This window comes from Aquiflexum sp. (assembly GCF_041749095.1).
In the GTDB taxonomy this organism is placed as follows: domain Bacteria; phylum Bacteroidota; class Bacteroidia; order Cytophagales; family Cyclobacteriaceae; genus Aquiflexum.
In genome coordinates, this window is sequence record NZ_JBGTCA010000059.1 from 1 (window position 1) to 23,870 (window position 23,870).

Annotated in this window: 22 protein-coding genes; 11 read left to right on the plus strand and 11 right to left on the minus strand. The window is 40.3% G+C overall.

Annotated elements, in window-relative coordinates:
• The 3 genes from ACEW8O_RS03715 to ACEW8O_RS03725 form a co-directional block, all read left to right on the plus strand.
• On the plus strand, window positions 1-369 hold a 369-nt coding region (locus ACEW8O_RS03715; protein ID WP_373493279.1), incomplete at its 5' end, for a WYL domain-containing protein.
• A gap of 222 nt (window positions 370-591) precedes the next feature.
• Window positions 592-1,083: a hypothetical protein gene (locus ACEW8O_RS03720; RefSeq protein WP_373493280.1), complete on the plus strand. Its 492-nt coding sequence runs from the start codon at window positions 592-594 to the stop codon at window positions 1,081-1,083.
• Window positions 1,084-1,093: 10 nt separating this feature from the next.
• Window positions 1,094-1,249: a hypothetical protein gene (locus tag ACEW8O_RS03725; protein WP_373493281.1), complete on the plus strand. Its 156-nt coding sequence runs from the start codon at window positions 1,094-1,096 to the stop codon at window positions 1,247-1,249.
• Between the two features lie 343 nt (window positions 1,250-1,592).
• Here ACEW8O_RS03725 and ACEW8O_RS03730 read toward each other — a convergent pair whose 3' ends face one another.
• The gene (locus tag ACEW8O_RS03730; RefSeq protein WP_373493282.1) at window positions 1,593-3,986 is read right to left on the minus strand and encodes a 7TM diverse intracellular signaling domain-containing protein; all 2,394 of its coding nucleotides are present in this window, start codon (window positions 3,984-3,986) and stop codon (window positions 1,593-1,595) included.
• A 199-nt stretch (window positions 3,987-4,185) separates the two neighbouring features.
• Here ACEW8O_RS03730 and ACEW8O_RS03735 point away from each other — a divergent pair, with 199 nt between their 5' ends.
• On the plus strand, window positions 4,186-4,599 hold the full coding sequence (locus tag ACEW8O_RS03735; protein WP_373493283.1) for a c-type cytochrome: 414 nt from the start codon (window positions 4,186-4,188) through the stop codon (window positions 4,597-4,599).
• Window positions 4,600-4,611: 12 nt separating this feature from the next.
• On the opposite strand, the gene ACEW8O_RS03740 is transcribed toward ACEW8O_RS03735, so the two are convergent.
• Genes ACEW8O_RS03740 through ACEW8O_RS03755 form a run of 4 tightly spaced genes read right to left on the minus strand, consistent with a single transcriptional unit; the run spans window position 4,612 to window position 8,499 of the window.
• Window positions 4,612-5,490, minus strand: a complete 879-nt coding sequence (locus ACEW8O_RS03740) for a 3-hydroxyacyl-CoA dehydrogenase NAD-binding domain-containing protein (protein ID WP_373493284.1) — start codon at window positions 5,488-5,490, stop codon at window positions 4,612-4,614.
• Window positions 5,487-6,518, minus strand: coding sequence for a phosphotransferase family protein (locus ACEW8O_RS03745; protein WP_373493285.1), 1,032 nt, complete (start codon window positions 6,516-6,518; stop codon window positions 5,487-5,489). The genes ACEW8O_RS03740 and ACEW8O_RS03745 overlap by 4 nt, the downstream gene beginning before the upstream one ends.
• Entirely contained in the window at window positions 6,511-7,722 is a 1,212-nt protein-coding gene (locus tag ACEW8O_RS03750) for an acyl-CoA dehydrogenase family protein (RefSeq protein WP_373493286.1), read from the minus strand. The genes ACEW8O_RS03745 and ACEW8O_RS03750 overlap by 8 nt, the downstream gene beginning before the upstream one ends.
• A gap of 9 nt (window positions 7,723-7,731) precedes the next feature.
• The gene (locus ACEW8O_RS03755) at window positions 7,732-8,499 is read right to left on the minus strand and encodes an SDR family NAD(P)-dependent oxidoreductase (protein WP_373493287.1); all 768 of its coding nucleotides are present in this window, start codon (window positions 8,497-8,499) and stop codon (window positions 7,732-7,734) included.
• A gap of 145 nt (window positions 8,500-8,644) precedes the next feature.
• Here ACEW8O_RS03755 and ACEW8O_RS03760 point away from each other — a divergent pair, with 145 nt between their 5' ends.
• The gene (locus ACEW8O_RS03760) at window positions 8,645-9,613 is read left to right on the plus strand and encodes a zinc-dependent alcohol dehydrogenase family protein (RefSeq protein ID WP_373493288.1); all 969 of its coding nucleotides are present in this window, start codon (window positions 8,645-8,647) and stop codon (window positions 9,611-9,613) included.
• Here the strand turns inward: ACEW8O_RS03760 and ACEW8O_RS03765 are convergent.
• From ACEW8O_RS03765 to ACEW8O_RS03790, 6 genes are all read right to left on the minus strand, one after another.
• Window positions 9,610-10,311, minus strand: coding sequence for a TetR/AcrR family transcriptional regulator (locus ACEW8O_RS03765; protein ID WP_373493289.1), 702 nt, complete (start codon window positions 10,309-10,311; stop codon window positions 9,610-9,612). The two genes, ACEW8O_RS03760 and ACEW8O_RS03765, sit on opposite strands and share 4 nt — an antisense overlap.
• Window positions 10,312-10,424: 113 nt before the next feature.
• Window positions 10,425-11,057, minus strand: coding sequence for a hypothetical protein (locus ACEW8O_RS03770; RefSeq protein WP_373493290.1), 633 nt, complete (start codon window positions 11,055-11,057; stop codon window positions 10,425-10,427).
• Between the two features lie 66 nt (window positions 11,058-11,123).
• Complete coding sequence (locus ACEW8O_RS03775; RefSeq protein ID WP_373493291.1) at window positions 11,124-11,753, minus strand: hypothetical protein; 630 nt, start codon at window positions 11,751-11,753, stop codon at window positions 11,124-11,126.
• 74 nt (window positions 11,754-11,827) lie between these two features.
• Window positions 11,828-13,120, minus strand: a complete 1,293-nt coding sequence (gene tyrS, locus ACEW8O_RS03780) for a tyrosine--tRNA ligase (RefSeq protein ID WP_373493292.1) — start codon at window positions 13,118-13,120, stop codon at window positions 11,828-11,830.
• 449 nt (window positions 13,121-13,569) lie between these two features.
• Window positions 13,570-15,321 (minus strand): gamma-glutamyltransferase family protein, encoded by a 1,752-nt coding sequence (locus ACEW8O_RS03785; protein WP_373493303.1) that lies wholly within the window; start codon window positions 15,319-15,321, stop codon window positions 13,570-13,572.
• Between the two features lie 101 nt (window positions 15,322-15,422).
• Window positions 15,423-16,490, minus strand: a complete 1,068-nt coding sequence (locus ACEW8O_RS03790; protein WP_373493293.1) for a carboxypeptidase-like regulatory domain-containing protein — start codon at window positions 16,488-16,490, stop codon at window positions 15,423-15,425.
• A 125-nt stretch (window positions 16,491-16,615) separates the two neighbouring features.
• On the opposite strand from ACEW8O_RS03790, the gene ACEW8O_RS03795 reads away from it, so the two are divergent.
• The 6 genes from ACEW8O_RS03795 (at window position 16,616) to ACEW8O_RS03820 (ending at window position 23,661) form a co-directional block, all read left to right on the plus strand.
• Window positions 16,616-16,960: a DoxX family protein gene (locus ACEW8O_RS03795; RefSeq protein ID WP_373493294.1), complete on the plus strand. Its 345-nt coding sequence runs from the start codon at window positions 16,616-16,618 to the stop codon at window positions 16,958-16,960.
• An 11-nt stretch (window positions 16,961-16,971) separates the two neighbouring features.
• Window positions 16,972-18,381, plus strand: coding sequence for a DEAD/DEAH box helicase (locus tag ACEW8O_RS03800; protein ID WP_373493295.1), 1,410 nt, complete (start codon window positions 16,972-16,974; stop codon window positions 18,379-18,381).
• A 365-nt stretch (window positions 18,382-18,746) separates the two neighbouring features.
• Complete coding sequence (locus tag ACEW8O_RS03805; protein WP_373493296.1) at window positions 18,747-19,784, plus strand: ATP-binding protein; 1,038 nt, start codon at window positions 18,747-18,749, stop codon at window positions 19,782-19,784.
• A 557-nt stretch (window positions 19,785-20,341) separates the two neighbouring features.
• A complete protein-coding gene (locus tag ACEW8O_RS03810; RefSeq protein WP_373493297.1) occupies window positions 20,342-21,631 on the plus strand; it encodes a sorbosone dehydrogenase family protein in 1,290 nt (429 codons plus the stop codon).
• Between the two features lie 25 nt (window positions 21,632-21,656).
• Window positions 21,657-22,013 (plus strand): hypothetical protein, encoded by a 357-nt coding sequence (locus ACEW8O_RS03815; RefSeq protein ID WP_373493298.1) that lies wholly within the window; start codon window positions 21,657-21,659, stop codon window positions 22,011-22,013.
• A gap of 142 nt (window positions 22,014-22,155) precedes the next feature.
• Window positions 22,156-23,661 (plus strand): sulfatase, encoded by a 1,506-nt coding sequence (locus ACEW8O_RS03820; RefSeq protein ID WP_373493299.1) that lies wholly within the window; start codon window positions 22,156-22,158, stop codon window positions 23,659-23,661.
• Window positions 23,662-23,870 lie beyond the last annotated feature (209 nt).

Sequence of the window (23,870 nt, forward strand, 5' to 3'; positions counted from 1 at the left end):
GAAAGCAAAGAGATGAAAATGTTCAAAATCGAGCGGATAGGAGAGGTTTTGCTAACTTCAAAGCCTTTTAAGTTCCAATCATTGCACCAACCACTGGAGCAGGGATTGTTTGGATTTACAGGTAAGAACCAATTTTATATACACCTCAAGCTCAGCAAAAAAGCCTATCAATTGATGATGGAAGAATATCCTGATGCCAAACCACTGACATATATCAAAAACCGTAACCAATATTACTTCGAAGGTGAAATCCCCCAACTGCCGGGTTTGGCAAGGTTTATTCTTGGATTGCCAGGCGAAATTAAAGTATTGGAAGGGGAGGAGTTGAAGGAATATTTGAATGAGCAGATTGAAAAATTGAGGATTTGATTTGTCTGTTTTTCATCATATCAGTTCTGAGAGCCTTAAAGGTCATATTCAAAGGGTCGGTAAAATTTTTTATAGTAAAGATGAAAAGATAGTAAATTTAAATTGATTTTTATTTAAGGATTGATGGGCCAATAACTTGACAAGCAATGCCTCGTTCAAGTCCTATCTGATTCTTAACAATTTTTAAATTACTGCAATGAAGATTTTCGGTATTTTCGAAAGATGAAATACCTTTTTCAAATTTTCGGGCTTTTGACAGTTTTATCTGCATGTGGCTTAAAGTCAGGTAATGGAGATTTAATTTCTGACTATCATTTTGAAATTAAGGATTCCATTCAAATTGACTTCCTGGGTAACCTCATTGCTTTTGATTTTGAACCCGGGTCTGGTTTGTATTTGGGACGGAACAATTTCACAGAGGAGCATTTGCTTTTTGATGATCAGGGAAAAATCCACCATCGCTTTATTATGCAAAAAGATGGCCCGGATGCTGTTTCCTGGGTTCAGGGTTTGGGTTTTTTAGATGGGAAAATTACAGTAATGGATTCGAATAAAGGAATTCTTCAGTTTTCAAATGAGGGGGAAATAGCCAATAGGATTGAATTGCCTGAAGATTACTTCTTTATCAATGGAGTGAATTTTCCTGCAGCAAGATTTGGGAATGAACTGATGTATATCCGGCCTGAAAGGGATGGGATGGATTGGTTTGGATAAATCCCACCAAATGCTGCAAAAAGATATTCCATTGCCCGAAGGAATGATTTTCTCTACAGTACTCAACGATCAAGGTCAGATCATTGCCCTCAAAGACCAGGAGTATTTTGGTGTGGAGGAGGAAATGGTTACTCTATATAAGGTTGAAATTGGGAAAGGTAATTGACCAAAAAATATAAAAATAAATTGAGAAAAATTTTCCTTTTCACCTCTCGATTCCGACAACAGTCCAGAAAAGTGGTCTACCACCCTCAAGGTTGGATAGATTTCTCTCTACGTTCGAAATGACAAGGAAAGGCTTTCTTCCAAAATATAACTGCGATCAGAATGACGGACCACCATCCCTTCGTCCCCTTCGCCAATGTGAGTGTCACTCACATATTTGCAGAGATTCTTCACTTCCCATAAAGGCTCCTGTAAATATTCAGGTTTGATGAAGCTTCGTTCAGAATGACGGACCTCTTGCCTTCATCCTTCCTACTTCATCCCTCATCCTTCACCCTTATCCTTCATCCTTTAAAAGCCTCCGAAATATCCACCTCCTGTAAATAAAAGCACTTTTTCACTTTTTGGTAAAGCTCATTTTGGTCAACCGGTTTGGTGATATATTCATCCATGCCGACCTCCATCACTTTGTTTTTTGCTTTTTCAGTGGCATCTGCTGTAACGGCAATGATTGGAATGGAAATATATTTTGCTCCACATTCACCATTTCGGATTGCTTCAGTGGCTTCATATCCATCCATTTCAGGCATTTGCAGGTCCATTAGGATCAGATCAAATTTTTCGGTTTTCAACTTCTCCAATGCCTCTAAGCCGTTCATGGCAGTTCCGAAGCTGGTATTTTTCCATTTTCTGAGAATTGATTTCATCACCAATTGATTGACGGGATTGTCCTCTACCACCAAAAGATTTTTTCCCTGGAGATTAAATTCTCCGTTTTCATTTATTTCACCCATGTTATTTGATTTTTTTTCAGGTAGCTGGAATTCCATATCCACTGTTACAATTGTGCCTTTGCCTTCATCACTTTTTAAATTCAATTGACCACCATACTGTTCTACCAGGGCTTTGACTATGCATAGTCCAAGGCCAAAACCACCGAATTTTCTTTTATCATCAATCTGTTCCTGTATAAATGATTCAAATATCCTGTCCAGTTTTTCCTGTTTGATACCGACGCCTGTATCCTTAACCTGAATAGCCAAGCTTGCCTTTTCACCTGTTTTCTTTTCTGTGATAATTCCCAATCTCACTTCGCCGTTTTGGGTAAATTTCACTGCATTGCTCAATAGATTTTGGAGAATCTGTCTGGTTCTTGCCAAATCCCCAATGATGAATTTGGGCAATTGGTTGGTTTCCTCATACACAAATTTGAGTCCTTTATCGGTACATTGCTTTTCGGTGTTACTCCGGATTTCCTGTAGGAGTTTATGGAAATCAAAAGGCTTGTATTCCAGTTTCAGTTCATTTTTTTCTATTCTCGAATAATCCAGAATAGAATCAATCGAACTCAATAATCCCATTGATGAATACTGAATGACCTCCAGGTCACTTTTGGTCTTCTGGTCTGCTGATGAATCCTGTATTGATCTGGAGAGTCCAATTATCGCATTGAGCGGGGTGCGCAGTTCATGGGAAATATTGGACAGAAAGAATGATTTAATCTGATTGGATTCTTCTGATTGCCGGAGCACAACTGTCTGCATTTTTTCCTTTTCGCCCTTCAATAACCTGATTTTGTTGGACATGGACAGGGAGAGGAACAGTACTTCCAATCCCGTTCCCAGTTTTGAACTGAACTCTGTCCAAAACGAATTGGGTATAAGGCTGAAATTATTGAGTATAAAAACAGTAAAACCTAAAAAGAAAAACGCAATACCCAAACTAAAGAAAATATCAGGTGATTTTCCTTTGATATATCCTGTCACCAATGACGCTATGACATGGATTAAAATCAGAATACCCAATAAATTGACCAAAGGATAATAGAATTTAAGACCTGCTGAAACAGTAAATATCAATGCCAATAAAACAATCAAGGAAATAAATAAAATATTAAAAGACTTATGTATCCCCGGACTATATTCTTTCACCTGTAGATAAACCTGGGTATATCTCCCAAAAGCAATGGCCGAGAGCGTTGCAAATATCAATACAGCATGTTTGTTGAACCAACCAGCCTCAGGTGCGATATATTGGTAGAAAAAACCATCAAGTCCTAAATGGAGCAAAATGATGGACGCAACATAGGATGAGTAAAGCAAAAAACTTTTTTCTCTGATACCAAAATAGAAAAACAGATATATGATACCGGCCAAAAATAGAATTCCGTAAAATCCTCCAAAAATGAGTTGGTCAAAATACGATTGAACAATCAATGATTCTGAATCAAAAAGGTTCAAAGGCAAATTGATTACCTCTCCGTCACTTTTGTAATTGATATAAAAGGTATAGGTCTCGCCGGCATTCAATTCCAATGGAAATAGGATTTTTCGGTGGTTGATCGGTCTTCCTCTTGCAGGAATTAAATCTCCGCTTTTAAAGCTTGCAATAAGATTGTTATCATGGATTTGGAATAAGTTAACTACATCGGTAATCGGTCTGCCGGTTTCCAGATAAAGCTGTACAGATTTTTCCGAAGGATTGGTCAGTTCAAACCTCAGCCAATAACTCGCGTCTGTAAATCCCAAATTGGTATTTTCATTCTCAAGCTTGAAAAATTCAAGACTCTGCTCCATTTCCAAAAATACCGGCAAATCGATACTGTGATCATCTACTTGGGTCATTTCAGCATAGGGATAAATGCTGGTTGGAAATACTTGTGGAACAGTTTGGCCATTGGTTTCATTGGCCAAAATCAGGGCTATGACAATAACCCATGAAAGAAGTGCTTTTTTCATGATTGAAGAGTTGGGTGATTCTCAATCCATAGATACGAAAAAAAAAATTACATTAGATTCAGATGTTTTTTGACCCTAAAAAAATGTATCTATTTATGGATTTTAATGTAAATAACATTTCATGAGTATATAAAAGACTTTTTTATCTCTAAATTGAGTGATAAAATTTGTTTCGGGGAAAATTATATAGAACGCGAAAATGGGAAAATATCTGTTAATTCTGGTTTCAATTTTGATTTGCCATTCCTGCAATCAAAACACAGAAACAGAAACTCAACAAATAGCTTACGATCCAACCAGGGATTATATCAAGCCAATTCCAGGTAAGGATGAGATCATTGAAAACGCATTGATCAAAAGAGGTGAAGTATTAATATCGTATTCAAGTTGTTATGATTGTCACAAATCTGAAAACCGATCTAAAGGTCCCTCATTTCAGGACATATCAAAAAGATACCCTATCAATCAGATTTATATTGACCACTTGGCAAGAAAAATAATCAGCGGTGGAACAGGGGCATGGGTTTATCCGGTAATGACACCCCATCCCAATATAAGATTTGAGGATGCCCAAGCCATGGCAGCTTATATACTATCCAATAAGAACCAATAGGATAGAAATCGATTACTCCAAGAAGTCATGGTTTTTATACTTTGGATTGGGGTAGGTATAAAAGCCTTCTCCTGTTTTTACCCCGGCTTTTCCTTCATCGAGCATCCTTTTCAAAATAGCAGCAAAATCCTTGGCGCCTTCTTCTTTATTGTTCATCGTCACATGCCAAACAGTATCAAGCCCAATGGTATCCATGATTCCGAAAGGGCCCATATCCACCCGGAAATTGACCATGTAGGATTTATCAATACTTTCAAAGCTGCCAATGCCATTGGCAAACAGTTTTCCCGCTGTGCTGAGAATTGCACCTAGCATGGCATTGAATAGATAGCCATGGTTTTCTTTTTTGATCAAAATAGGAACTTGCTCCAGTGACCTTCCAAAATCTTCTAATATCGGAATCAAGGAAGGGTCTGTACCGGGATGGGGCATGATGTCCACACCTTTGGCATAAAATACATCATGGAAGTGAAGGGAGCAGAATTTGTCGGGTCTTCCTGAAATCTTCGCAAACATTGATGGAAGAAGAAAAGAAGTGTTGGTGGTGAAAATGGTTTTATCCGGAGCAATTTTCCCAAACAATTCCCAGACCTGGTTTTTGACTTTCACATCTTCCAATACACTTTCGTTGATGATATCCGCATTGGAAACTGCAACATTGGGGTTGTCCGTGAATATAATACTCTCAATAGCAGCAATACCTGCATCAGCGTCAAGACCACTTGCCTTGGACAGTTGTTGGATGATCTTAGGCATGACTTTTTTTGAGTCCTCCAAAGCTTTTGGATGGATATCATAAATGGTTACTTCATATCCCGATAGGGCTGATTGAAGGGCAACCCTGCTGCCCAGGGTTCCTGCACCCAAAACACATACTTTTCTGATTTTCATATTTTATTGGTTTGAATACTGTTCAATGCTCTTTCTCCACAGGCTTTGACCGCATGGATGAGCGCTCCAAATCTTGGGTCTTCTGCAAAACCAAGGCTAAATCTTTTATAAATCTGCTGTGCAATAACCCCTACTTTGAAAAGACCAAATACATAATAAAATAGGATTTGATCCAGGTTTAGAGGGCTTTTGGAAGCATAATATGCTACTACTTCCGATCGGGTAAAATTCCCTTGAGGGTAGGTCAGGTTAAACATCTTCAAAGTGTCCGAATCCTCTGCCTCTGCCCAATATGCCAGTGAGGTCCCAAGATCCATCAAAGGATCTCCAACTGTAGCCATTTCCCAATCCAGTACAGCTTTGATTGCAGGATTTCCGGCACCAGCCAGTACTAGGTTGTCATATTTGTAGTCATTATGAATGAAACCTGTATTCTCCTTTTCGGGCATATTGGCTTTCAGCCAATCACTCACAGCCTCCATTTCAGAGAGTTCATCTGTCTTGGATTTGAAATACCTTTCAGACCATCCCATCACCTGTCTTTCCACATAGCCTTCAGGTTTGCCCAGTTGGGATAATCCGGATTGATGCAGTTCCAGTTGATGCAGATCCAAAAGACCATCGATGGTATTTTGGGATAACTTTCTAAAAAATGAAGCATTCAGATCCATCCCTTCAGGAATTCTGTTTCTCAATATGAGACCCTCTACTTTTTCCATGATAAAAAAAGGTGCCCCGATTATATTTTCATCTTCACAACAGACAATGGGATCGGGAACCTTCGAATATCCTGCCTTTTTCAAGGCTTCCAACACCCTGTATTCCCTGACCATATCATGAGCTTTGCTGATTTTCAGACCAAGAGGAGGTCTCCTCAACACATATTCACCGGCAGGTGATCTGATCAGGAAAGTCAGGTTGGAGTACCCACCTTTGAATTGGCTGATTACAGTGGAATCAGGATCCAGACCAAAATGTGTTTCCAGGTAGGGTAGGAGGTTTTCAAGTCCTTTTGGTTCTTTATTCATGTTTGGAATATGATTTTAGGATGCTTCTGGCCAAAACCGATTTGTGTACTTCATCAGGACCATCATATATCCTTGCCCCGCGTTCGTGTCTGTACCAAAATGAAAGCAGTGTATCATCTGTGATACCCAAGGCACCGTGTACCTGAATGGCCCTGTCCAGGACTTTCATCAATACATCAGAGACAAAAAACTTGATTGTGGAAATATCTTCTTTGGCTGCCTTGGCCCCATTTTGCTCAATTTGGTGGGCGGTGTTCATGACCATCAGTCTTGAAGCTTTGATGGAAGCAGCACTTTCCGCAATCCAATTTTGGATGGTCTGCTGCATAGCGAGTGTTTTGCCGGGATCCAGTTCACGGGAAACAGCTCTTTTGCTCATCATATCCAAGGCTCTTTCGCAGATTCCAATCCATCGCATGCAATGGTGGATTCTTCCCGGACCCAATCTTTCCTGTGCCAGAACAAAACCCTGACCTTCAGATCCTATCAGATTGCTGACAGGTACCCTGCAATCGGTGAAACTCACTTCCCCATGGGACATATAATCTTCTCCAACATCTCCCATAATCGGGATGTTTCTGATCAACTTGTAGCCGGGATTGTCCAAAGGAACCAAAATCATACTCGCTCTCTGATATGGATTTGGATTTTGGGGATCTGTGATGGCCATGACAATGGTAAAAGCGGCCCCATCTGCCGAAGAGGTAAACCATTTGTGGCCATTGATTACAAAATGGTCTCCATCTCTGACGGCCAGGGTGGATAAGTGCTTGGGGTTGCTTCCTGCATGTGCAGGTTCCGTCATGGCAAAGCAACTTCTGATTTCCCCTCTTTGAAGAGGGCCGAGGTAAGTATCCTTCAGTTCCTTGCTTGCAAATTGATGCATCAATTCCATATTCCCGATGTCAGGTGCCTGACAATTGAAAATATAATGCCCCAAAGGGCTATTCCCCAATATCTCAGAAATCCCTGCAAAATCAAGCAACGAAAGTCCGAGACCACCATCTGATTTGGAAAGATGAGGTGCAAAAAGATTTTGTTCTTTGGCCAGATCCCGAAGTGCTTTGAGTTTGGGGAGATAAGACTTGAAAGAACCATATATAACCTCAAGCTCAATGGGGTAAACATGTTCTTCCAAGAATGCTCTGTATTTGGAAAGTAATTCCTTGGTATTGGGTGAGGTTAAGAATCCTGTATTGCTCATTGGGTAGAATTAAATGGTAAAACCGCCATCGGCTGTAATCACAGTTCCGGTGGTGTAGGAAGATGCTTTAGATGCCAAAAAAAGTGCCGCTGCTCCGATCTCTTCACTTGTGCCCACTCTTTTGATCGCCAGAGATTTCATCATGTGGTGCATTATTTTTTCATTGCTCCAGAGCGCTTCTGAAAACTTGGTCTGTATCAGACCCGGGCAAATGGCATTTACTCTTATTTTATGGTCTCCCCATTCTTTTGCATAAACTTTGGTCAATGAAATTAGGGCAGCCTTGCTGACACTGTAAATGCCCAATCCCTGTTCAGGAGAAATTCCCCCAATAGAACTGATGTTGATGACAGCACCGTTGGAAGAGGCACGCAGGTGTGGAAAGCAAAGATTCATCAGATGAAAAGGAGCCTTGACATTGACATCCATGATTTTGTCATATGCCTCCAAAGAGGTATCATGGACAGGACCAAAGACAGGATTACTCGCAGCATTATTGACCAGCACATCAATCTGACCATATAATTCTATTGTCTTTTTCACCAGATTTTCCAATTCATCACTGCGTCCAACATGGCAGGCAATACCGCTGACTTCATATCCTTTACTTCTTAAATTATTGGCCATTTCATCAAGGGTTTCCTGATTTCTGCTGCTGATGACAACTTTGGCACCTGCCGCTGCAAATGTCTCCGCAATACTGAAACCTATACCCTTGCTTGCACCGGTAATCAGGGCAACTTTGTTTATCAATGAAAATAGAGTCGATAAATCCATATCTATAACAGTTAAATTAAGTTATCCAACAAGATAAATAATATACCTTTCAAAGGCTATCCATTGGGTAAAAAATATTATGCATACCGAGTATTTTTATTTAACTTGAAGATCAAAATCTAATCAAAACATTAAATACAATATGATGAAGCAGGTAATTTTTAGCCAAACAGGAATTCCGTCAGAAGTTTTAAAATTGGAAGAAACATCAATTCCACAACCCAAGCCCCATGAAGTAAGGATAAAAGTCACTGCCAGAAATATCAATCCCTCGGATATTATGTTTGTCCGGGGAATGTATGGGATTACTCCAAAACTGCCCAGCAGTGCGGGATTTGAAGCAGCAGGTGTAGTTGATCATTCTGATGAAAAAAACAGTATACCTGTGGGCACTAGGGTCATCTTTACAGCCATCGGAACTTGGAAAGAATACATCTGTGTGCCGGCTCAATTGATAATTCCTACACCTGATGGCATGTCTGATGACGTTGCCTGTCAGGCTTTTGTCAATCCATTGACTGCATTTGGGATGTTGGAAACAAGTGGACTTTTGCGCGGAGATTGGGTTTTGGTGACAGCAGGTGCTTCAGCTTATGGAAAGTTGGTAATACAAATGGCCAAACAAAAAGGAATCAATGTAGCCTGTACGGTAAGAAGAGATGAACAGAAAGACCTTCTCACAGATCTTGGAGCTGATTTGGTCATCAATACCGAGAATGAAAAACTACAAAAAGTCATTGTGGAAAAAACAGATGGAGGGGTAAATGTGGTTTTCGATGCAGTGGGTGGAATATTGGGAGCAAAAGCATTGGCTTGCTTAAAGCCCGGTGGCAAAATGATGGTCTTTGGACTGCTCAGTCTGGAAAATATTCCTTTAAATTCCGGTCTGTTGATTTTTAAGAATATAAAAGTTGAAGGATTTTGGTTGACCACCTATATGGAAAGTCTCAATCATGAACAGCGGGAAAACGCCTTTCGCACAGTCTTCACCCATCTTCTAACCGAAAAGGTAAAAGTTGATATTCAGGCCACTTATCCTTTGGAACAGTTCAAAGAAGCTTTAGAAGAGTATGAAAAAGGCGGTAGGAACGGGAAGGTGATTTTGGTCTCTTAAAACAAACTCGCCTGTACGGCTTGTGGTCTTTGGGCCTGAATGGTTCCTCTGAGCATGTCCTGCATCAACTTGATAAATCCGGGTCTGAGATTGTCTAATTGGATTTTGATGTCTTTTCCTTCAAAACCAACGGGACCCATCAACCTTTCAAAACCGATCAACATGGTCCATACAGTATAAAAAGTTACTTCCGGCTGCAATTCCGGTCGGATACTGCCATCTTTGATTCCCAAAGAAACCATCTGAATTCCCAACTTCGCACAGTCATGATGAATTTCCAGAAGCTTTAAAAAATGCTCACTTTCCAAAATCAAAGGATCGATTTTTAGGACTGATTTTTCATCATTGTACAGTTGCATGATGCCCATAAAGTTGAGAATCGCTTCATTGCACATTTTATTTTTCTTTGCGAAGTTGATGTAGTTACCGGCCAATTCAGTCAGCATTTCCATCCCATTTCTACCCTTGGCTTTAATGATTTCCCTAAATACATCCTTCAGTTCATCAAAGGCTTTTTTGGTTACGGCCATGTATAGGTCCTCTTTGTTCTTATAGTAAAAGTAAGTAAGGCCTTTGCTGATTTTTGCATTTTTGGCCACATCATCCATCCTAGTGGCATGAAAACCTTTTTCTGTAAAAAGTTTGATGGCGGTCTCTAATATTAGTTTTTCCTTCTGTTGTCTTTCGTGTGCACCCATGACCTTTATTTTTCGAATAAAGGTCAAATATATTAAATGGTGGTCAGAAAATCACTGACCACCATAGAAGGTTAATTCCAAAGTTTTGGAAATGAACTTGAAAAATTAAATTTTTATCCTTTGATACATCCCCTGAATGCAGTCCAATTTTCTCTTCCCAATACAACAGGAAGCCTCGCCACAAAACCACGGATACAGGGTTTTAATTCCTCAGCATATTCAACCCTAAGGTCTGTAATGATCAGCTGGTACCTTCTTCTCATTTCTTCCATTTTCTTACGGAATTCATCAGGACTAATGTCTCCATTTCGTAGTTGACCCAACAAATCTTTCCGTACTTCTTCCATTTTAGAAATCAAATGTCTGATTTTTCCCCTATACTCCCTCATTACATTGGACTGACAGTTTTCGAACCCGAAAAATAACCTTCTGATCTCCTGCATTTGGCTTTGGTCCAGGTCAAGTGCGACAAGACAGGCTACCATTCCTTGAGACCCTCTTTCCTCCGAATCGTCCAAAGAAATCCGTGCATTTGGGTTTTCTTCATTTCCCAAATCTGAACTGAAAGGTTCATTTTCGTCACCTCCCAAAATTTCTACTGATAAGAATTGATCGGTGATAACGTTAACCACCTCATCAACTTCGACTTCCAATTGTTTTGGAGTCACATCATTTTCCTGTTGGCATGAGAATGTCAAAAAAGCCATTCCTGCAAGAATCAAAATGTTTTTCAATTGCTTTTTCATGATATTTATGGATTTAGTATGGTTCAAAGTAAAATCATTAAAATGAAGTTTTGATGAAGATAAAAATTAAATTTTATTACAGCCTACAAAGGTTTGCCATTGTTGATTGTTGAGAATGATTTGGATATCAACCACCAAAGTCTCAAGACAAGTTTTGAAGATATCACTGTAAAATTCTTTTATACCCAGATAAAAAAGGGAAAATCTTTCTTTCAAATCTGTTAATTCCTGAACCAAGGATGCTTGGGTAATTTCTCCTTCATTAAACTGACGGATATAATCCAACCTTTCTACTTCGACTCTATCCAATAAATCAGTGATGTCGGCCTTATATGCCAAACCCGTTGCATACCTGCAAACGGCAAAAGTATTGGATGAACTCCTTAATTTTAGCCTTTGCTGGATTCCGGGATTCAGGTTGTTGAGGCAATTGAAAAGTGAAAGATCATCTCCCTCAAGATTGTCCAGGTCAGCGGACCGTATGCCATAAATTCCATCCATCCCCTCCGTAGGAAGGCTGATAGGTTCATCTATGGTCCCGCCATTGATTTCAAACTCAAAAAATCCCTGATGTATTTTATTGACCAAGGCTTCAATAGTAGCCCCAACTTCTATGGGATCAAGGTCTTCTTCCTTGACACAGGAATATTGAAAAGATAATATCAGAAAAAGGGATAAAAGTAGAAACTTCTTCACTTCAATGTAAATGCTGTTGTTCTCAAAGTTAAGAAATTAAAAGAAGAACCCACCTTTTCGGGTTCTTCCTTTAATTAGTTTACTGCTATGATAAAATAGTTCTTTTTACCTTTTTGAACCAAAAGGTATTTATCCTGTAAAAGCTCAAATCCTACAGTTTGATTGGGGTCTGAGATTTTTTGTTTGTTGATGGAAACACCACCGCCCTGAATCATTTTCCTGGCTTCGCCTTTGGATGCAAAAATGATGGCATCCGTTTTTTCGGAAAGCAAATCCACGACATTGGAAATGGCATCAAATTCTTCTCTGGAGATTTCAGCTTGGGGAACTCCGTCAAAAACCTGTAGAAACGTCCTTTCATCCAAAGCTGCCAAGTCTTCGGTGGAAGATTTCCCAAATAGGATTTCAGAAGCTTTCAGAGCCATATCATATTCTTTTTCACCATGCACCATGATGGTGACCTGCTTAGCTATTTCTTTTTGAAGAATCCTCAAATGGGGCATTTCAGCATGTTCAGTCTCAAGTTTTACCACTGTATCCTTGTCCAATGTGGTGAAAATCCTGATGTACTTTGACGCGTCTTCATCAGATACATTCAACCAAAATTGGAAGAAGGCATAAGGTGAAGTTTTGTCTGCATCCAGCCAGACAGATCCACCTTCAGTTTTTCCAAACTTGCTTCCATCTGCCTTGGTTATCAGTGGAACGGTCAGTGCAAAGGCTTGTCCGCCTTCCATTTTCCGGATCATTTCCGTTCCGGTCACGATATTGCCCCATTGGTCAGAACCTCCCAATTGGATGGAAACATTCCTGTTTTTCCAAAGGTGATAAAAATCATAACCTTGGATCAATTGGTAAGAAAACTCGGTAAAAGAGAGACCGCTGCCTTCTTCCAGTCTCCTTTTGACGGAATCTTTGGCCATCATATAGTTGACGGTGATGTATTTGCCTACATCCCTGATAAATTCCAAAAACGAAAATTGGGACATCCAATCATAATTATTGACCAGTTCGGCCTTATTTTCTGCCCCTTCATTGAAATTGAGGAATTTGGAAAGCTGTTCTTTGATACAGGCCACATTGTGGTCCAAAGTGGGTTTATCCAAAAGATTTCTTTCATCGGACTTAAAACTCGGATCACCGATCATACCGGTAGCTCCACCGACCAAAGCAAAAGGTTTATGACCGGCTCTTTGAAAATGCAATAATGTCATCACACCTACAAGGTGACCTATATGTAAAGAATCCGCTGTGGGATCAAAACCCAGATAGGCAGAAGCCATCCTATTATTCAGATGATCTCCGATTTCAGGTGTCATATCCTGGAGCATTCCCCTCCAGCGCAGTTCTTCAATAAAGTTGTTCATAAGTAATCCTTGGTTTTTGAAGGTGCAAATATAGGAGGTATGATTGTAGATTTTAGATTTTAGATTTGGGATTTGAGATTTGAGACATGAGATGTGAGAACCAAGAGACGAGAAGCGAGAAACGAGAAGCGAGAGCCAAGAGTCAAGAAACAAGAGCAAAGAGCCAAGCCTGCCCAGAGTATCGGGGAAACAAGAAATGAGTACCGAGAATCGAGAGCAAGGGAGACTGTTATCTAAAATCTACCCTTAAGAGATTGCCACGTCGCACGAAGAAATAATTGAACTATCTAGGTTTTCCAAGTGCTCCTCGCAATGACGCACCACACCTTCATCCCTCCCCCACGCCCAATCTTCAATCTAAAATCTTAAATTAACCCCCTTCATCCTTCCTCCTTCATCCTTCCTTCCAAAATCTACCTTCTAAAATCTGAAATCTAAAATTCCTCCAACTACCAAGCAATCCCATAATCCTCCCCATCGTTGCTGGAACCGCCCCAAAAGGTGCCATGTTTCCAGTCAAACCAGATGGCATTGAGCGGGCCTGAGGTGCGGTCCGAAAAGTCCATTTTGTATCCCCGCTTTTTCAGATCACTTCTAACCCATGACGGAACTTGATTGTTGAGTGTCAGTCCACCGGGTTTGATTTCGTGGGCACCAAAGGAAGACTGCATTTGATAACTGGTGATATTGGCAGCTTCTGCTGCTTCCTGTACCGTCATCCCAAATTCAACAATATTCAAAAACATCTGAAGTAGATTTTGGTCTTGGGTGTCGGCACCCTGCACGGCAAAGGAAAGAAATGGTTTGCCGTCTTTCAGGGCCATACTCGGTGTCAGGGTCACCCTTGGTCTTTTGCCGGGCTCAAGTACATTGTATGGGTTCATGGTTTCATCAAGGACAAAACTCTGCATCCTTTGGCTAAGACCGATACCGGTATTGCCGGCTATGGCCGACGGTATCCACCCGCCCGAAGGTGTGACAGAAACCACCCAACCTTCGGCATCTGCGGCCTGAATAGAAGTGGTGCCTGCTTTTAGAAAATGATCCAAAAACGGATCCTCGGGGCCTTGGATTGGCAGATCAGGTTGATAGTAGGCCAATGCTTCTTTTCTCTTTTCAAGCAAATGAGTGAACGGGTTTTTTTCGCCCTGAAAAGGGTAGGGGTCACCCGGGCCGATTTCAAGGTTGTTTTTTTCTTTGATCAATTTTGCCCTTTCTTTGGCATAATCCTTTGACAATAAACCCTTCATCGGACTTTTGGGTAAGAATTCCGGATCACCATAGTAAAAGTCCCTGTCCGAAAAAGCCAGGCTCATGGTTTGATAAAGCGTGTTGATGTAATTGGCGGAATTATACCCCATTGACTTAAGGTCAAAATTTTCCAAGATATTGAGGCTCTGCAGTAATGCCGGTCCTTGTGTCCATTCCTGAAGCTTGTACACATCGATTCCCTTATAATTCACCATCAGCGGTTCTTCAATCTTCACTTTCCATTTGGCAAGATCTTCTTTGGTGAAAAGCCCCCCTTGTTCCCTTGTTCCTCTGACAATTTCATCTGCTATGTCTCCTTTGTAAAATCTCTCATTGGCAGCATAAATAGCCTCTTTTCTTGATTTTCCCTTAGACAAAGCCTGTTTTTCTGCATCTACCAATTTTTTCAGCGTCTGATACAAATCTTCCTGTACGAACACTTCTCCCGGATAGGGAGCCTCTCTTTCTTCACCCAAGTGCGGTAAAAATACTTTTTTGGAATAAGGCCAATCTTTAATCAGGTCTTTTCGGTTTTCGATGTTGTTGGCAGTCTGGGCTTCGATTGGGTATCCTTTCGCCATTTCCATGGCAGGGGCAAGTACCTGTTCCAAGCTCATGGTGCCGTATTCTGCCAACATGGTCATCAATCCACCCGGGGTTCCGGGAGTAGTTGCCGCAAGTGGACCAAATTCCGGTGGATAAGGCATGTCTTTTCCTTTGAAGAAATCCACTGTAGCTCCGGTTGGTGCTATTCCCATGGCATTGATGGCAATTACTTTGCCCGTATTGGGATTATATATCAATGCCTGTGTTTCACCGCCCCAACTCAGTACGTCCCACATGGTACAGACTGCTGCAAGCATGGCGCATGAGGCGTCCACGGCATTTCCACCTTGATTGAAAATCATAGCCCCTGCGGTTGCACCCAAAGGCTTACCGGAAATGGCCATCCAATGTTTGCCGTGAAGCGTAGGTTTTTGCGTCTGCGCATGACAAAAACTTATAAAAACAAAGCAAAACAAGTTGATGTAAAATATTTTTCTGATCATGGTCAATTGTCGATTAAGTCAGGTATAAGAGGTTCGAAACCTTCGAAGTTGCTATTGAAATGTGTAAACAGATTGAACCAGTTGGAAGGCTCCCGAAGGCTCATGTTATTCTCTATAGTAAACGCCTCCATTTCTTCGGATTTATTCCCAAAAATCTGGAAGAATTTTTTCTTTTTGTTTGGTATTTCAAAGAGATTATTGTCCTGAATATAATAGTAAACAAACCGTTTGATGATCTCATCGTTTCTGTTTCCTACCATCAGTGCAGTATTGTAATTGGATTCTTTGATAGTAGCAACGGTTCTCCTGACCAAAGGCATTTTTCCATCCACCAATACCTCAAAAAAACCGGCAATAGGCGAACCTTCATCTCTCAAATCCATGCCATTGACAAAATACCTTGGGACCATATGTTTGGAATCTACCCAGACGATATTTCTTACCCTAAGGCCGGGAATAGCAGAAGCTTCATCGGAATCCTCAGCCATCAGTTCAAAATTATTTGAATTGATGTTGTATCTTACAAAATAGCCTTCAATGATTTCATCGTCTTTGTAAAGCAGGATTGAGGCTTTATTCCATTTGGTATCAAGATAAAAATTCCCTATCAATCTTTTTGGGTCAGGAGGAATTCCAAAGACTGAGTTACCACCTATGAAATTTGGTCTTTTGGAGAAAAGTTCTGCGACATTTGTTGCCCGGATTGTTTTTTGAAGTGCCTCTCCTGAACCATCTTCATATCCATAAGGAAAAAGAGTGATGATGCCAAGGTTGACATTTTCATTAACAGTGATCTGGGATTTGTAGGATTGAAACCCATTAATCTGGATATTCATCACAAATTTACCTTCGAAGACTTTTTCAATAGTAAATGCACCTACAGTGTTGGAAATATCAGAAAAGGCTGTTTCCCGAAGTGTAATCACCGCACCGGAAATAAACTCATCATTGACACCGTTTCTTAAAGTGCCCTTGATGGTGTATTGCTGGGCATTTGCTATTTCCATGGCAGAACTCAGCACTAGGGACAATAGCAGTAATCTAACAGGGATTAATACAGACTTATTCAAATGAAACCTCCTTAATTTTAATCTTTGAATGCCAAAAAGAGTATTTGTTTGAAATATGGATCTCTTTTACTTACATTTAATCGGTAATATAATTATTGATTTTCAATATCAGGAATAAAAATCGGATGGAGTCATTTTTTCTTTATTTAATGGGCAGCATTTACATTTTTGCAGGAATTATGCATTTTGTTAAGCCTAGGATGTATATAAGGATAATTCCTCCATTCTTTCCCAATCCTAAAGTTTTGAATGCGATAGCCGGTGCTTTCGAAATTATTTTGGGAGTGGGTTTGTTCTTTCCAAATACAAGGTCTATTTCGGCCATTGGAATAATTTTACTTTTATTGGCGGTTTTTCCCGCTAATATATATATGTATCAAAAAGGGGCAAAAGGAATTCCAAAATGGGCCCTATTCCTTAGATTGCCTCTTCAGTTTCTATTAATTGCCTGGGCCTATATGTATGTTTAAATAATAAGACGTTGAATTTTAATGATTTTAATTTTGAGCCAAGCCTCGTTGAAGGTCTTGATGCCATGGGTTTTGACAAACCTACCCCAATACAGGAATTTGCGATACCCTTGATCCAGCAGGGAAAAGACCTGATTGCCTGTGCCCAAACGGGTACAGGTAAAACAGCTGCCTTTATCCTGCCCATTTTGAACAAAATTACCAAGGAAGGACAATCCGGACTGAATACCCTGATTTTGGCACCGACCAGAGAACTTGCCATTCAGATTGATCAACAGATTCAGGGATTTGCCTATTTTGTGGGCATCAGTTCTATCCCAGTATATGGCGGCGGTGATGGAATTGCCTGGGAACAACAAAAGCGTGCCATGGAAGATGGGGCGGAGATCATAGTTGCCACACCGGGAAGATTGATTGCGCTATTGGCAGGAGGGAAGATACAATTTGAAAAATTGGAACACCTCATTTTGGATGAAGCCGATAGGATGTTGGATATGGGGTTTTCAGAAGATATCCTGAAAATCGTCAACTATCTCCCGAAAGACAGGCAAACAGTTTTATTCTCTGCTACCATGCCCCCAAGAATAAGACAGTTTTCCAAACAGCTTCTCCGAAATCCTGAAGAAATCAGTTTGTCTGTTGGTAAAACTGCAGAAGGTGTGACCCAAGGTGCCTATTTGGTCTATGATGGACAGAAGGAAGCGTTGGTTCGGAATATTCTCGGAAAGAAAGATTATGAAGCTGTCATCATTTTTGCCTCGACAAAGGAAAAAGTAAAGAACCTGTTTAAGCTGCTCAAAAAAGATTTTGAAGTAGAAGCTTTTCACTCTGATTTAGAGCAGGTTGAAAGGGAGAAGATCATGTCAAGGTTTAAGAATAAATCTTTGAAAATTCTGATTGGCACAGACATCATTTCCAGGGGAATCGATGTAGTGGGAATCGAGTTGATCATCAATTACGATTCTCCAAATGACCCGGAAGATTATGTTCACCGTGTAGGCAGGACTGCCAGGGCGGACAGCAAGGGTGAAGCCATCACCTTCATCAGTGACAAGGATAAATATAAGTTTGTCCGCATAGAGGCACTGATCGGGATGGAAGTGGACAAACTTCCTCTGCCGGATGGCTTTGAAAAAGGTCCGGATTACAAAGGAGGTCATTCCAATCCGGACAGGAAAGGATATAACAAGAAAAAGCCTTTCAACAAAAACAGAAAGAAAAATCCCGGAGAATTCATCCCAGGTCCTAAACCCGCAGGATCTGAAAGAAAAAGAGAAACGGCTCCCAAATCGGCAATTCCACCCAGAGAGAACTCTGCTGACTCCAAAACCAATTTTCCCCCAAGAGAAAAGAAAGTGGAACCCAAAAAAGAAAAAAACTCACCTTTCGGCCAAAGGTCTAATGTGGTGGATGACAATTGATAAAACTGAAAATTTAACAAATTGATGCTATTGCAGTGCAGGGTTTTAAAAGGAAATCCTGCTTTTTTTATGGATGTAATCTAAATTTCAGATAGTTTGATGGAATTCCAAAGTCCATTAAACATTTAAGATAGATACAATCTAAGCTTTTTGGGATTCTTATAATTCGGATGAAATGGTATGATTGATGGTTATTTTATATAAAAGTAAAAAACTGATCTTTACAATAAAATATGCGTAATTTTGAGGTACGTGTTGTACTAAAGGATAAGGTAATCTTTTCAAGTAGTCTTGCATCTTTTATATCTAAAGGGTAGGTAGTTTTTTATTTTGTATTTCTAAATACAAATCAAAATTAAGAAGAAATGGAATATATAAATGAATTGGCAGAGGCTAATAGAAAAATCGAATTACTATACTTGGAAAAAGAAAAGAGAGACGGGGAGTTGGATTTAGCCAACTTGGAGCTGATCTTCCAACAAGAAGAAAAGGTAAAACGGGCAGATGAATTGATCCTTGCCAATCTGGAACTGGATTTTCAAAATAGTGAGAAGAAAAAAAGAGCAGATGAACTGGTATTAGCCAATCTTGAATTGGACTTTCAAATCGAACAGAATAAAAAAAGGGCAGATGAATTGGTCATTGCCAATCTGGAATTGGATTTTCAAAACGAAGAGAAGGAAAGAAGAACAAAAGAACTGCTTCTGGTAAATAAAAAACTATCAATCCAGAAAGTCCAACAAGATGATTTCTTTAATATCGTCTCCCACAATCTAAGAGGTCCTCTGCATAATATTTTCATGTTGGTGGAAGAAATTACAGAAACTAAGGTGGAATCAGAAGTTGCCGCACTAAAAGAACTCCTGAAAGAAACGACCGCAATCCTTAAGGAGATTTTAGATGAATTGATGGAATCTCGTCAAGTTATATCTGATTTAGAGATCAGATCAGAAATGATTAACCTGAAAGAATACTTTTTTAAAATATGTGCTAGTTTGAGAGGACAAATAAGACATTCCAAAGCAATGATTGAATGCGATTTTGAGGAGTCTCCTGTTATTCTTTTACCACCAACGTATGTCCGGAGTATAATGCATAACCTGATCAGTAACTCTTTGAAATATCAATCACCCTCACGAACACCCCATATTCGCGTCCAAAGCAAAAGAGTGGGAAATAAAATTGTGATTTCTGTTGCGGACAATGGATTAGGTATAGATTTAAACAAACACGGAAAAGACCTGTTCAAAATCAGAAAGGTATTTCATTCCCATCTAGATTCTAAAGGATTTGGCTTATTTATCACAAAATGCCAAATAGAAGCCATGAACGGACGGATCTGGGCCGAGAGTGTTCCCCAAATTGGCACTACCTTTTATGTGGAGTTTAAGGATCAACCTTAATGACCTTCATTTCATCGATTTGAGTTTGGCCCCTAAAGTGCGTTCCTCGGAATAATACAAGCTGCTGAGAATCATTATTAAATAGAGGATACCATTAGGTAAGATTTAATGATGTAAATCAGAGGTCTTTTTAATTGGTTCGATGGAATTTCAAATTTCAAAAACAAATTTTAACTTAAATCCAATCTACTCTTGGAGGGTACTTCCTAAGTATCCTCCTCCAATTGGGCTGGCCCTCTAAAGCTATCACTACCACGCTATTCAGAGAAATAGAAGATGCCACAACCCCATTCCTGGTAACAAACAATGCTAAATTTACCACAAAATGTGGCAATATGATTTGGCTAAATTTTTTACAATTTAGATTCTTAGTCCAATCAAACTATTTTTTGAGCTAGAATAGGTCCATTCTCCCTATTTAATTCATTAGACTATTTTTGGATCATTTGTTGCGACTCCTTATCGCATAGGTGACTGCTTTGGTTTCAATCACAATTGTTTACTTCTGTATAATCAAAGCTATAACGAAAATATCTTTTCATAAAAAAACTTTATCCATGAAAAACTTTATACTACCAATACTGCTTTTTTTGTTGATCAATGCATCTTGTATTTCAAGGGTGGTCAGTCAAGAAAAAAATGACCTTGCCAAGCAAGAGGCGGACACCGTGGAAACAGCTATTGGTCCATTGGTTCTTCCCTCACCATATTCCACAGAATCAGTTCGAAATGAAAGCAAAATGGTGGATTGGCCTTCAGAGGGTCTTCCTACAGCTCCTGATGGTTTTGTTGTCACAAAATTTGCCGGGGACTTCGATAATCCACGCATAACTTATGTTGGGACAAACGGTGACCTGTTTGTTGTAGAGAGTAATACTGAAAGAAGTGCCAATAGGATCACCATACTACAGGATAAAGAAGGAAATGGCGATTATGCCAATAGGGATATTTTTATCGATGATCTTAACCAACCTTACGGAATGTTGATTTTGGGAGAATACTTTTATATCGCCAATACCGACGGTCTTTATCGTTATCCGTATCAGCAGGGTCAAATAAAACTGGAAAGTCAAGGAGAAAAAATCCTTGACCTCCCTGCAGGTGGATATAATAACCATTGGACAAGGAATCTTTTGGCAAATGAAGATGGAAGTAAAATCTATGTATCTGTGGGTTCGGCCAGCAACAATGGAGAACATGGAATGGATGAAGAAAAACGAAGGGCTTGCATATTGGAAATCAATCCTGATGGAAGCGGAGAAGTGCTTTTTGCATCAGGACTGCGAAATCCAGTTGGCATGGACTGGAATCCCGCAACCGGGGAATTATGGACCGCAGTGAATGAGCGCGATAAACTGGGAGACAAACTTGTGCCGGACTACATCACCAGTGTGGAAAGAGATGGTTTTTATGGCTGGCCATTTTCCTATTTCGGACAGATCGAAGACCCCCGCATGGAAGGAATGAGACCGGACCTTGTAGAAAAGGCAATTATTCCAGATGTACCGGTGGGAAATCATACAGCTTCTTTGGGATTGGCTTTTTATAACAATGATAATTTCCCTGAAAAATACCGTAAAGGTGCTTTCGTAGGACAGCATGGCTCCTGGAACCGATCGGAACTAAGTGGGTTTAAAGTTCTATTTGTTCCCTTCTCAAACGGCAAGCCTGGCGAGCCTGAGGATTTTCTAACCGGATTTATTGCTGACCGTGAAAAATCAGAAGTGTATGGCAGACCTGTCGGTGTCGCCGTATTGCCTGACGGATCTATTTTGGTCAATGACGATACCGGAAACACCCTATGGAAAGTAACCGCATCCAATCAGTCAAGTAGAACAGAACAATAATTCAACAACAAAAAAACAATCTAGCATGAGCATTCAAGATAAAAATAAAAAACCAACTGAAGATCAAAAAAAAGCTGCTAAAGAAAGCATTGATCGATTACAGGAGAAAAATCCCGATAAGGAATATGAGATCACTCCGGAAGACGAAAGGGCTCTCGGCCCAAAAGGCCTGAGTATGGATGGGGGGGATGATGAAAAATTATTGAGGAGAAAGCGAAAAGTCGATTTTGCAGGAGAGGATCTTGATATCCCCGGTAGTGAATTGGATGATGCGCAGGAGCGAAGAGGCAGTGAGGACGAAGAAAACAACCATTATAGCCTTGGCAGTGAGGATAATGAAGATCTTGAAAGGGAGTCGGGAATGGTAAGGAAATCACTTTAATATTTTCTCTAATTCCTGGGGATCTTGTCTGCTGTCCCAATTTTTTCATAGAATTATTGAATCTTCAGTCTCTTCATAAATTAGAAGATAGTCGTATCTTGAATTTTATTAATTTGAAGGTCTTCACTAATCTGATTCAATTATGAAAATATTGTTCCTCTTCCTTTTACTGCTTTCACCTCATGTTGAAGGAAAACCCAATCCGGATAAAAAGCCTAACATTTTGTTTTTGATAGCAGATGATTGGTCATTTCCACATGCAGGAGTCTATGGAGATCCTGTGGTCCGTACGCCTACATTTGACAAATTGGCGGCTGATGGGGCTTTGTTTATGAATGCTTATACCGCTTCCCCCTCTTGTTCTCCTGCAAGGGCTTCTGTACTTACAGGTAGGTATCCCCACCAGAATGAAGACGGAGGAAACCTTTGGCCTGAATGGCCTGCACAATTTCCCACTTATGTGGGATTGATGGAAGAGGCGGGATATTTCATAGGTTCTACCAGAAAAGGCTGGGGACCAGGTGATTATCAGGTTTCAGGTTTAACACATAATCCTGCAGGAAAGTCTTATTCTGATTTTAAAGAGTTTTTTAAGAAAAGGCCAGAAGGACAGCCATTTACCTTTTGGTTTGGAAGTACTGACCCTCACAGGGAATATGTGCCCAATACCGGTATTCAAACGGGGATGAAACTGGAAGATGTTCCTGTACCCGGGTTTTTCCCGGATCTTGATTGTGTCAGAAATGATATCCTGGATTATTATTTTGAGGTGGAGCGGTTTGATAGGGAATGTGGACAAATCATCCGTATGCTCCATGAAGCAGGAGAATTGGACAATACCATCGTCGTGATGACAAGTGATAACGGCATGCCCTTTCCCCGTGCCAAAGCCAACCTATATGATTATGGAACAAGAATGCCCTTGGTCATCCGATGGCCTGAAAAAGTCAAAGCTGGAACTGTTATCAATAGCTTTATCAATTTTGTGGATTTTGCTCCCAGTTTTTTGGAAACGGCAGGTTTGAAGTCTGATAGCATGAGCGGGGAATCATTTTGGGAAATAATAGCAGGAAATAAAAAAGGAAAATCAGAGGTCTTTCTTGAAAGAGAACGGCATGCCAATGTCCGAAAAGGAGACCAAAGCTATCCAATGAGGGCGATTCGGACTCATCAATACCTGTATATCTGGAACCCTATGCCGGAAAGGTTGCCGGCCGGAGACCCTACAGTTCATCAGTCAGTCGGTCAGTTTGGGGATGTGGATCATTCTATTACCAAATTCCTGATCATGGAAATGAAGGGAAAATCAAAAGCGGGAAAACCTGATTTATACGATTTGACTTTTGGTCAAAGACCGGAGGAGGAATTGTATGATGTGATAGCTGATCCCTATCAGTTGAATAATCTTGCGGGGAAGCCGAAATTGGTTCAAGTTCAGACCCAACTGAGTGAACAGCTTAAAAACTGGATGGCAGAAACGGGTGATCCAAGGGCAAAGGAACCCAGAACTTTATATTGGGACCAAATCCGATATACCCCAACCTATCAGATGAAGGATGCTGATATTCCGGAAAATATCAAAAATTACAGGATTATTCCGCCATTCGGCCCCCATTCCCGGGAAGGGATTCCCTGTATAGAGGATTGATATTTGGCTAAAGCCGCGGGAAACTGAGAATCCATTTTATCGTCCAGCTAAAGCAGGACGCAATTGATAGAAGTGCATTAATCCCATTTTGTCATGTTTAAAGAAGATGAAAAACCTGACAGGTTTAATGAATAGAAAGCGTTAAAAACAATCATTGAAATGTAAAAACCTGTCAGGTTTCTACCCTCATGAATTAAGTTGACAAAGTA